The organism is Thauera aromatica (assembly GCF_023093595.1).
Classification (GTDB): domain Bacteria; phylum Pseudomonadota; class Gammaproteobacteria; order Burkholderiales; family Rhodocyclaceae; genus Thauera; species Thauera aromatica_A.
Genome location: NZ_JALLIK010000074.1, coordinates 18539 through 28249, shown reverse-complemented (window position 1 = coordinate 28249; position 9711 = coordinate 18539). Strand labels below are relative to the sequence as shown.

Genomic DNA, 9711 nt, shown 5'->3' with positions numbered 1-9711 from the left:
AGACGGCAGGAAAGCGCTTCATGCCAAACCACGCCGGGGTTCTTCAGAGTCGATTTTTTCCAGCCAAGCTGGAAGCCGAAGGTGATGACGCAATTTTCAACACCCTGCTAGTGCCTACACGGTTGACTGCGGACCTACTGTCGTGAACACGAACGGCAAGACCGCTGAATGCACGGTAACGAAAACCGGCGTTACGCTGGACCCCGTGCCCACCTTCACGCTCATTGCGGCTGGCAACTAATCGGTCAAAGTAGGCTAAAGGCGCCAGGCTCGAAACATGGAGGGCGGCCCTCGCACGAGGCCTGCCCCGCCTCCAATCCGGGCACTTGCACCCAATCCCGTTCGAGCATCCGCCGAACGCGACGGCGAGCCATCCCATTCCGCACCACATCGAGAGACAACGCCCGGAATCATGCATCGTCGGCCTGCCGGCCTGTTTCAGGCCCTTGTCGTATTGCTTGTAAAGGAGCCTAAAGGGGCCAGGCTCGAATAAACACGCATGAACGAGGAGAGGGGCTGCCTGCCCCTTCTTCACAAAGCTCCCGCAGAACGCCTGCCTCACACTCGCACAACGTCCGCCCTCATTCCTCCATTGCGCCCGATCGTGCCAACTTTCCGCCATCGCCCAACGCTGGGTCTATTGCTGGCCGGCGCGGTGCTGGCTGCGACAGCCCCCGCGCCGGCACTGGGCGCCAGCTACGAGCTGAGCGGCACCAGCTTTCCCGCATGCGCCGGCGGCTCCTGGACAACAAGCGGCGACACCCACACCTGCAACGGCAGCATCGCCCTGGCCGCGGGTGACACGATCATCCCCAGCAAGGAAAACTCCGTCCTCGTAGCCAATGCCGGCATCACCCTCGCTGGCAACAGCCAGCTCGGCAGCGACTTGCGGCCGCTGACGGTACGCACGACCTGGGGAAACATCCAGATCAGCGGCAGCGGCAACACTATGTACGGCGACCTGGAATCCAGCTCAGGCGCCATCAGCATCAGCGGTAGCAGCCACACCATGTACGGCGATCTAGAATCCAGCTCAGGCGACATCAGCATCAGCGGTAGCAGCCACACCATGTACGGCGATCTAGAATCCAGCTCAGGCGACATCAGCATCAGCGGTAGCAGCCACACCGGCTCGATCACCACCAATGGGACGGCCAGCATTGTCGCTAGCACGGTCGACGGTACTGTGAGGGCACAGAACGGCATACAGACCACTAACGCTGAGATCACCGGCAGTCTCATTGCAACCTCGGGAAGCATCTTACTCAGCGGAGGCAGCGTTGGCGGCGAAGTCCGTTCGGGCTGCTGCTTCATCAACGCCAACAGCAGCGACCTCCTCGGTGGTGCGACTGCGCATAGCGGTCTGGCCGTGAGCGGCGGCAGCATTGCCGGCAATTTCAGCCTCACCGCGCTCAACGCTGCGAGCTTCACCAACACGACGATGTCGAGTGGCAGTATCAGCGGAGCCAGCACGATCACTTTCAACAACAGCCGCATCGGCATACAAGCCCCGATCAGTGCGACAGCGGGCACGGGCCAGATCACGGTCACGAACGGCTCGACAGTCTACGGAAGCCTGTCCGCCCCTGATTACTCGAACGTGAGAGTCACCTCCGGCAGCTTCGTTTACGGCACATGTTCACCGATCAAGACCGACCTGGGTTTTTGCGGCGAGGCTTCATGCTCACCTTTCCTCGGCCAAGCGACGATCAACGAGGTACACCAGATCGGTCAGAACAACTGGATCGAAGTCAAGGTCTTTGACAGTTCGACCGACTATAGTGGCTGGACGCTGCGCAGTTGCGCAGCGAGTGGGGATAAGACCGAATGTGGCACTTACGCGCTCGCCGGAATCGGGCTGCAAAACGGCCATTACATCGTGGTCCACGTCAACATGAAGCACATCGACGTCCATCAATCGAAGAGCATGAGCGCCACGCTGTTCGACGGCAGCGGAAAGGAGATCGACTTTCTCAACGTCAACAACTTCGATGTGAACACCCCGAACTGCCCGTTTGACTTCGACACCACCATTTCGGCCACATCCTCAAACCTGAAGGGGGTGGCGCGCCTGCCCGACGGCACTGGTGAGTGGGAGGAGTTATCCAACCCCGGCAACACCGATCCAGGCACAATCGGCGACTCGAACACCCCTGGCGCCACGATCGACCACATCCGCATCGTGCACGACGGCCACGGCCTGACTTGTGCGGTCACGACGCTGACGATCAAGGCATGCGCAAACGAAAGTTGCTCGAGCCTCCATACGGCCGGCGGCATCACAGGAACCCTGTCTGCTTCAGAAGGCGGAGTGTACTGGACGGAGGGCAACGCCGCTTTCAGCATCGGCGCTTCCGGCTACACGACAAAGGACGTGCAGCCGGCGACGACCACCTGGGGCCTTGCCAGCGCTAACCCTCCCCCCACGACTGGCTATAAGTGCGACAACACGAGCGACGGCCTCGACGCCAACGCCGATACGCAGTGCCAGTTCAGCGCAACGCGCGCGGGCTTCATCGTTTCGCACAGCCGAACGGGCAACGAGACGGAGATCCCCTCGCAGATTGCCGGCATAACGAGTGACACGTACTACCTGCGCGCAGTCGAATCCTCGACCAACAATCCTGCCGTGTGCACGCCCGCCATCGTCAATCAGTCAAACGTCGGGGTGACGTTCGCCTATGCCTGCAACGATCCATCGACTTGCGCGGCAGGCCACATGCTCGTCGTCAATTCCACGGAAATGCCATCGAGTGGCGCGAGCGTCAACCTGGACTTCGATGGCGACGGCTCGGCCCCCATCACCCTGCGCTACGACGATGTGGGCAGGATCACGGTCAATGCCAGCAAGACCCTCACTCCCGAGGACGGGACGGCTGTAACGCTGACCGGCAGCACCAATGCCTTCGTCGTCAAACCGTATGCTTTCCGGCTTCATGACTTGGCATGCGCCGACGGCGATAACCCCAGCCCCGACGATGGCGCTTTTTGCGTTGCAGGTGGAACGTTCACGGGAAAGGTCGAAGCGGTTCGGTACGATCCCTCGGCCGCACACAACTTGGGCGGGGTGACCCCGAGCTTCGGCCACGAAAGCCCTCCGCAGACCGTCACCTTCGAACCTGCAGCCCTCATCAATCCAACCTCGGATCCCGCTGACCCGGTAGACGATTTTGCTCCGTCGTCGACGGGTAGCTTCGGAGGGATCTCCAATCACGCCATCGCGACGATGGTCTGGCCCAATGTCGGCACGATCCGCATCAAGCCAACGATGAACTATCTGGGCGCGGGCGATCTCACCGCCGCAGGTCGAAATGACAGCATCGCCTTTGCAGGCAATGTCGGTCGCTTCTATCCCCACCATTTCGCCTTGTCTGCCGGCAGCATTCGCCCCGCCTGCATGGACGGCAGCTTCACCTATATGGACCAGCCAAGTCTGGGCATTACCTTCACCATCGAAGCGCGCAACAAGGCGAATGAAATCACGACCAATTACTTCGCGGCTCCGACAGGAGGTTATGCACATCTCGCGACAGTCGCGGTCGTGGCGGAAGACGTCAATTCGGCAACCGATCTGGGCAGCCGGATCGGCGGCCTCGGAATGCCGAACTGGACGGCGGGCGAGTATGCCATCGACGTCGAGAACGCGATGTTCTCGCGCTCCTTTTCGCCAGATGGGCCGTTCAACGAACTTGCCATCGGCGTAAAGGTGGTTGACGGCGTGGATAAGGCGCCGCTTGCCGACACGAACATGACGACCACGCCACCTGGTGACTGCACGATGGCATCTGTTTGTGATGCGGTCCGGATTGGCTCAGAGACGCAAATGCGCTTCGGCCGCCTACGCCTGGCGAACGTCTATGGCTACTATTCGCCGCTGGAGATGGCGGTGGAGGCGCAATACTGGAGCGGCAATTCATGGGTGCGCAACCTGGACGACAACTGCACCGTAATCGAGAACGACAACCTCGCCGCGCTCAAGACCAGCGACCCGGCTGCGCACGAAACTGGGTGGACCCTGACCGCGCCGCCGGGGACGCTGGATGGGGGCCGGGGCAAGATCGAACTCACCCGCACGGCAGACGCCGCACGCAGCGCGCGCATCTGCGTCGATCTGGGCGCCGACCCGGCGAGCGGCGTCGACTGCGACGCCAGTGCCGGCAACAACCTGCCCTGGCTGCAGGGCAAGTGGCCGCCCGGCACCGGCCACGACAACGACCCCTGGGCCACCGCCACCTTCGGCATCTTCCGCCAGGAAGGCCGCAAGGGCATCTACAACCGCGAACTGTACTGATGCAGCGCCATCGCCGCGGCTTCACCCTCGTCGAGCTGGTCATCGTGCTGCTGCTGCTCGGCATCCTCGCCTTCGTCGCGCTGCCGAAGCTGGACGCCGACATTTTCCGCGAAGCGGCGGTGCGCGACCAGGCGGCGGCGGTGCTGAGATACGCGCAGAAGGTGGCGGTGTCGCACCGGCGGCGGGTGTGCGCCAGCGTCTCCACCGCCGCCATCGAACTGCGCATCGCCCCGAGCTTCGACAGCACGAGCTGCAGCGCGGGCCTGCCTGGACCCGACGGCCAGGCGCCGGCGCTGTCGATCCCCGCCGGCCACGGCTTCGGCTTCGCCCCTGCAGCCACGCTCCACTTCCAGCCCGGGGGGACGGTGAGCAGCGACGCCGCAGGCGATACGCCGGCGGACTTCAGCGTCGGCGTCGGCAGCCAGAGCGCGATCGTCGTGCACGGCGCGACCGGGCAGGTGGAGTGAGCATGCGCCACCGCGCCCGCGGCATGAGCCTGATCGAGCTGGTAATCGCGATCGTCATCATCGGCGTCGGCGTCGCGGGCGTGCTGGCGGCCTTCCAGCAGGCCACCCGCGCCTCGGCCGACCCGCTGGTGCACAAGCAGATGCTGGCGATCGCCGAGCAGATGCTGGAAGAGACGATGCTGCGCCCCTATGACACGACGACAACGCCGTCGAATGCCTGCGCGCGCACGGCCTTCACCACCCTCGGCGATTACGGCGCTTACACCCCGACCGTCGTCTGCGACCTTGCCGGCAATCCCATCGCCGAACTGGCGGACTACGCGGTGGCGGTCACCGTCACCCCCGAGGCCGGGCTGAACGGCGTCCCCGCCCGCCGCATCGAGGTCACCGTCACCCACGGCGGCGAAACGCTGACGCTGACGAGCTACCGCAGCGGGTGGGCGCAATGAGGCAGGCAAGCGGCTTCACCCTGGTGGAGCTGGTGCTGGTGGTCATCATCACCGGCATCCTCGCCCCTGCGCTGACGGTCTTCTTCAAGCCCGCGCTGGATGGCTACTTCGACACCCGCCGCCGCGCCGAGCTCGGCGACATGGCCGACACCGCCCTGCGCCGGATGGGCCGCGAGCTGCGCCGGGCAGTGCCCAATTCGCTCATCGCCCTCGACGGGAACTGCATCGAGTTCGTCCTCGCCAAATCCGGCGGGCTCTATCGGCGCGAGGTGGACATCTCGAATGCCGATTCCGACCCACTCGACAGCACCGCCGCCGACGTCAGCTTCGACGTGCTGTCGCCGCTCGCCGTCGCCCCGGTCGCGGGCGACTTCGTCGTCATCGGCAACCAGAACACCGCTGACGTCTATGCGGAGGGCAGCGGAAGCACCCGCGCGGAGGTGCAGGAGTGGGAGCTGCTCCCGGAGCCGCCACCAGACGACATCTCGCGCGGCAAGGGGCGGCTGACGTTGAAATCCGCCCACCCGTTTCCGCCCGCCTACGACGGCGGCCGCTTCTTCGTCGTCAGCCAGGCCGAGCAGCGCATCGCCTATGTCTGTCGCAACACGGGCGAGGCCGCAGGCAACGGCAGCGGCACCCTGGTGCGCGTGGTGCGCGGCTTCGACGGCAGTGTCCCAGGCGCCTGCCCCACCCCGACCGCCAGCGAAGCGCCGCTGGCGCGCCGGGCGGCGGCGTGCAGCTTCGACTACCAGCCCGGCGCCACCGAGCAGTCCGGCTTCGTGTCGATCCGGCTGCAGCTGCTGGAGGCTGGCGAGCGCATCACGCTGGTCTACGGCGCACATGTGAGCAACGTGCCATGAAGGCGAGGCAAGGCCTGCAACGCGGCTTCGGCGCGGTCGCCGCGATCGTCGTGCTGGTGATCCTAGCTGCGCTGGCGGCGGCGATCACGACGCTGTCGACTGCCCAGCACCTGACTAGCGCGCAGGATCTGATGGCGACGCGTGCGCTGTGGGCCGCCCACGCCGGCACCGAATGGGGCCTGCACCGGGCGCTGAAATCCGCCGCCTGCGATGAAACGCCTCAGAGCTGGACTTATCCGGACGACGCCGAGCTGACCGTGACCGTGAGCTGCGCACAGCCCACCTACAAGGACGGCGAGACCACACCCGGCATCGCACGCGAGCTGCGCGTGTTCACCGTCACCGCCACCGCCTGCAGCGCCACGACCTGCCCGGCGACCGACCCTAACCGCGTCGCCAGCGCCGGCTACGTCGAGCGCCAGCGCGTGGCGGTGGCCTATTGCGAATGGGACGGCAGCGCCTGCACGGGGCCGGATTGACCGCCGCCGAATGCCGAAGCACGTGGCTGCAATCGGGGCGCAGGCGCGCCGCCGGGGAAACCCCTGCACGCCGGATGGTGTGCAGGCACAGCGCCCGACAGGCCGCATTTTCGGCATAATCGCCGCCAGCCAAAGGGAGGAAGGACCGATGCGACGCGTGGTATTCAATCAAAAGGGCGGGGTGGGCAAGTCCACCATCACCTGCAACCTCGCTGCAATCAGCGCGCGCCAGGGCAGGCGCACCCTGGTGGTCGATCTCGACCCGCAGGGCAATTCCACCCAGTATCTGCTCGGCGCCGCGGGCGACGCGCTGGAGACGACCCTGGCCGGCTTCTTCGACCAGACGCTGAACTTCAAGCTCAACCCACGCGCCACCGCCGACTTCGTCGTCGCCTCGCCCTTCGAGGGCCTGCACCTGATGCCCTCGCACCCCCAGCTCGAGGAGCTGCAGGGCAAGCTCGAGTCGCGCTACAAGATCTACAAGCTGCGCGACGCGCTCGACGAGCTGGCCGACGATTTCGACTGCGTCTTCATCGACACGCCGCCGGCGCTGAACTTCTTCACCCGATCGGCGCTGATCGCTGCCGATGCCTGCCTGATCCCGTTCGACTGCGATGAATTTTCGCGCAAGGCGCTGTATTCACTGCTGGAAAACGTGGCCGAAATCCAGGCCGACCACAACCGCGGCCTGCAGATCGAAGGCATCGTCGTCAACCAGTTCCAGCCGCGTGCCAGCCTGCCACAGAAAGTGGTGCAGGAACTGGTCGACGAAGGCCTGCCGGTGCTCCAGCCCTATCTGTCGGCCTCGGTGAGGATCAAGGAATCGCACGCACAGGCGATGCCGATGATCCACCTCGACCCCAGGCACAAGCTGACGCAGGAATTCGTCGCCCTGCACGATGCGCTGGCGCGCACCTACGGGGCCTGATCAGGCCGCCTCGAGCTTGGCCACCGACAGCAACAGCCACTTCACCCCGGCCGGGCCGAAGTTGATCTGCACTTTCGCGTCGCTCCCGCTGCCCTCGGCGGCGACGATGACGCCCTGGCCGAATTTCGCATGGCTCACCGACTGGCCGATGCGCAGGCCGTTGGGCAACTGGGCGAAGGCCGGCCGCGGCGCGCGCGGCGTCTGCGCAGCGAATGACGGCTTCAAATAACCGCCGCCCGCGCCGCCCCGCATCGCGCCGAACTCGCCGCCGGCGGCGCTACGCGGCTTGGGCGGGGTGAGCCACTTGGTCAGCCCGGCCGGCACCTCCTCGAGAAAGCGCGAGCGCAGGTTGTAGCGCGTCTGCCCGTGCAGCATGCGGCTCTGGGCGAAGGACAGGTAGAGCCGCTCGCGCGCCCGGGTGACCGCGACGTACATCAGCCGGCGCTCCTCCTCCAGGCCGTCGCTCTCGAGGGTGCTGTTCTCGTGCGGGAACAGGCCCTCCTCCAGCCCGGACAGGAACACCGCGTTGAACTCCAGGCCCTTGGCCGAATGCACCGTCATCAGCTGCACCGCGTCGGCGCCCTGGTCGGCCTGGTGCTCGCCGGCCTCGAGCGAAGCGTGGGCGAGAAAATCGGCGAGCAGCGCATGCGTTGGCAGCGCCTCGTCGGGCGCACGCTGAGCCTGGGCTTCGGCGAGGAAGTTGGCGGCGGCGTTGATCAGCTCGTCGAGGTTCTCGAGCCGCTCGCGGCCTTCCTTCTCGGCCTTGTAATGGGCGCGCAGCCCGCTGGCGTCAAGCACGTGGTCGACCAGCTCGGGCAAGGGCAGGCCGGCGGTGTCACGGCGCAGGTCCTCGACCAGGCGGACGAACTGCGCCAGCGACGTGCCCGGCTTGCCGGTGAGGTGCGGCACGGTCGCGTAGAGGCTGGTGTTCCAGGTGCGCGCGGCGTCCTGCAGCACTTCGAGCGAGCGCGCACCGATACCGCGGGTGGGGAAGTTCACCACCCGGGCAAAGGCGGTGTCGTCGTCCGCGTTGGCGATCAGGCGCAGGTAGGCGAGCGCGTGCTTGATCTCCTGGCGCTCGAAGAAGCGCAGCCCGCCATACACGCGATAGGCAATGCCGGCCGAGAACAGCTGGTGCTCGAGCACGCGCGACTGCGCGTTGGAGCGGTAGAGCAGCGCAATCTCGCTTCTCAGCGCGCCGTCGCGCACCAGCTGCTGGATCTCCTCGACGATCCAGCGCGCCTCGTCGCCGTCGGAGAAGGCCTCGAACACGCGGATCGGCTCGCCCGCGCCCTGGTCGGTCCACAGGTTCTTGCCGAGGCGGTTGGTGTTGTGGCGGATGATCGCGTTGGCGGCGTCGAGGATGTTGCTGCGCGAACGGTAGTTCTGCTCCAGGCGGATCACGTTGGTGACGCGGAACTCGCGCTCGAAGTCGCGCATGTTGCCGACCTCGGCACCGCGGAAGCGGTAGATGCTCTGGTCGTCATCGCCGACGCAGAACATCGCCGCGCCGCCCTCGCGCCCCTCGTCGGCGAAGAGCTTGAGCCAGCGGTACTGCAGCCGGTTGGTGTCCTGGAACTCGTCGACCAGGATGTGGCGGAAGCGGCGCTGATAGTGGCGGCGCAGCGGCTCGTTGCGCTCGAGCAGCTCGTAGCTCCGGAGCAGCAACTCCGCGAAATCCACAACAGACTCGCGCTGGCACTGCGCCTCATACTCCTGGTAAAGCTGGACGCGCTGGCGCGTGTAGTCGTCCCAGGCCTCGACCGCGTGCGGGCGCAGGCCGCCTTCCTTCTGGCCGTTGATGAAGTGCTGCAGCTCGCGCGGCGGGAACTTCTCGTCGTCGACGTTGAGCGTCTTCAGCAGGCGCTTGATCGCGGCGAGTTGGTCGGCCGCATCGAGGATCTGGAACAGCTGCGGCAGGCCGGCGTCGCGGTGGTGGGCGCGCAGCAGGCGGTTGGCGAGGCCGTGGAAGGTGCCGATCCACATGCCGCGGGGGCTCACCGGCAGCATCGTCGACAGGCGCGCGAGCATCTCCTTGGCGGCCTTGTTGGTGAAGGTCACCGCCAGGATGCCGGCCGGATCGACCTGGCCGGACTGGATCAGCCAGGCGATGCGGGTGGTGAGTACGCGGGTCTTGCCCGAGCCGGCGCCGGCAAGGATCAGCGCATGCTGGGGCGGCAGGCTCACGGCCTGGAGCTGTTCGGTATTGAGATGGGCAAGCAGGTTCGACATCGGGG

General features: G+C 65.8%; 7 protein-coding genes. 6 read left to right on the top strand and 1 reads right to left on the bottom strand.

Features of this window, described 5'->3' with window-relative positions:
* Positions 1-604: 604 nt before the first annotated feature.
* The 6 genes from MXC99_RS02310 to MXC99_RS02285 all read left to right on the top strand — a co-directional run bounded on the left by MXC99_RS02310 (position 605) and on the right by MXC99_RS02285 (position 7474).
* On the top strand, positions 605-4291 hold the full coding sequence (locus MXC99_RS02310; RefSeq protein ID WP_247723996.1) for a DUF6701 domain-containing protein: 3687 nt from the start codon (positions 605-607) through the stop codon (positions 4289-4291).
* Positions 4291-4758 carry a prepilin-type N-terminal cleavage/methylation domain-containing protein gene (locus MXC99_RS16900; protein WP_282100119.1) on the top strand — a complete coding sequence of 156 codons (468 nt, stop codon included), beginning with the start codon at positions 4291-4293 and terminating at the stop codon, positions 4756-4758. Before MXC99_RS02310 ends, MXC99_RS16900 begins: the two co-directional genes overlap by 1 nt.
* A 2-nt stretch (positions 4759-4760) precedes the next feature.
* Positions 4761-5207, top strand: a complete 447-nt coding sequence (locus tag MXC99_RS02300) for a type IV pilus modification PilV family protein (RefSeq protein WP_247723995.1) — start codon at positions 4761-4763, stop codon at positions 5205-5207.
* Positions 5204-6067 (top strand): PulJ/GspJ family protein, encoded by an 864-nt coding sequence (locus MXC99_RS02295; protein ID WP_247723994.1) that lies wholly within the window; start codon positions 5204-5206, stop codon positions 6065-6067. Before MXC99_RS02300 ends, MXC99_RS02295 begins: the two co-directional genes overlap by 4 nt.
* Positions 6064-6546 carry a hypothetical protein gene (locus MXC99_RS02290; protein ID WP_247723993.1) on the top strand — a complete coding sequence of 161 codons (483 nt, stop codon included), beginning with the start codon at positions 6064-6066 and terminating at the stop codon, positions 6544-6546. Before MXC99_RS02295 ends, MXC99_RS02290 begins: the two co-directional genes overlap by 4 nt.
* 148 nt (positions 6547-6694) lie before the next feature.
* The gene (locus tag MXC99_RS02285; protein ID WP_247723992.1) at positions 6695-7474 is read left to right on the top strand and encodes a ParA family protein; all 780 of its coding nucleotides are present in this window, start codon (positions 6695-6697) and stop codon (positions 7472-7474) included.
* Here MXC99_RS02285 and MXC99_RS02280 read toward each other — a convergent pair whose 3' ends face one another.
* On the bottom strand, positions 7475-9706 hold the full coding sequence (locus MXC99_RS02280) for a UvrD-helicase domain-containing protein (RefSeq protein WP_247723991.1): 2232 nt from the start codon (positions 9704-9706) through the stop codon (positions 7475-7477).
* Between the last annotated feature and the right edge of the window lie 5 nt (positions 9707-9711).

Excerpts from the sequence above, each read along its gene's own strand:
- MXC99_RS02295 (WP_247723994.1), top strand. The coding sequence starts at position 5,204 with ATGAGGCAGGCAAGCGGCTTCACCCTGGTGGAGCTGGTGCTGGTGGTC.
- MXC99_RS16900 (WP_282100119.1), top strand. The coding sequence starts at position 4,291 with ATGCAGCGCCATCGCCGCGGCTTCACCCTCGTCGAGCTGGTCATCGTG.
- MXC99_RS02285 (WP_247723992.1), top strand. The coding sequence starts at position 6,695 with ATGCGACGCGTGGTATTCAATCAAAAGGGCGGGGTGGGCAAGTCCACC.
- MXC99_RS02290 (WP_247723993.1), top strand. The coding sequence starts at position 6,064 with ATGAAGGCGAGGCAAGGCCTGCAACGCGGCTTCGGCGCGGTCGCCGCG.
- MXC99_RS02300 (WP_247723995.1), top strand. The coding sequence starts at position 4,761 with ATGCGCCACCGCGCCCGCGGCATGAGCCTGATCGAGCTGGTAATCGCG.
- MXC99_RS02280 (WP_247723991.1), bottom strand. The coding sequence starts at position 9,706 with ATGTCGAACCTGCTTGCCCATCTCAATACCGAACAGCTCCAGGCCGTG.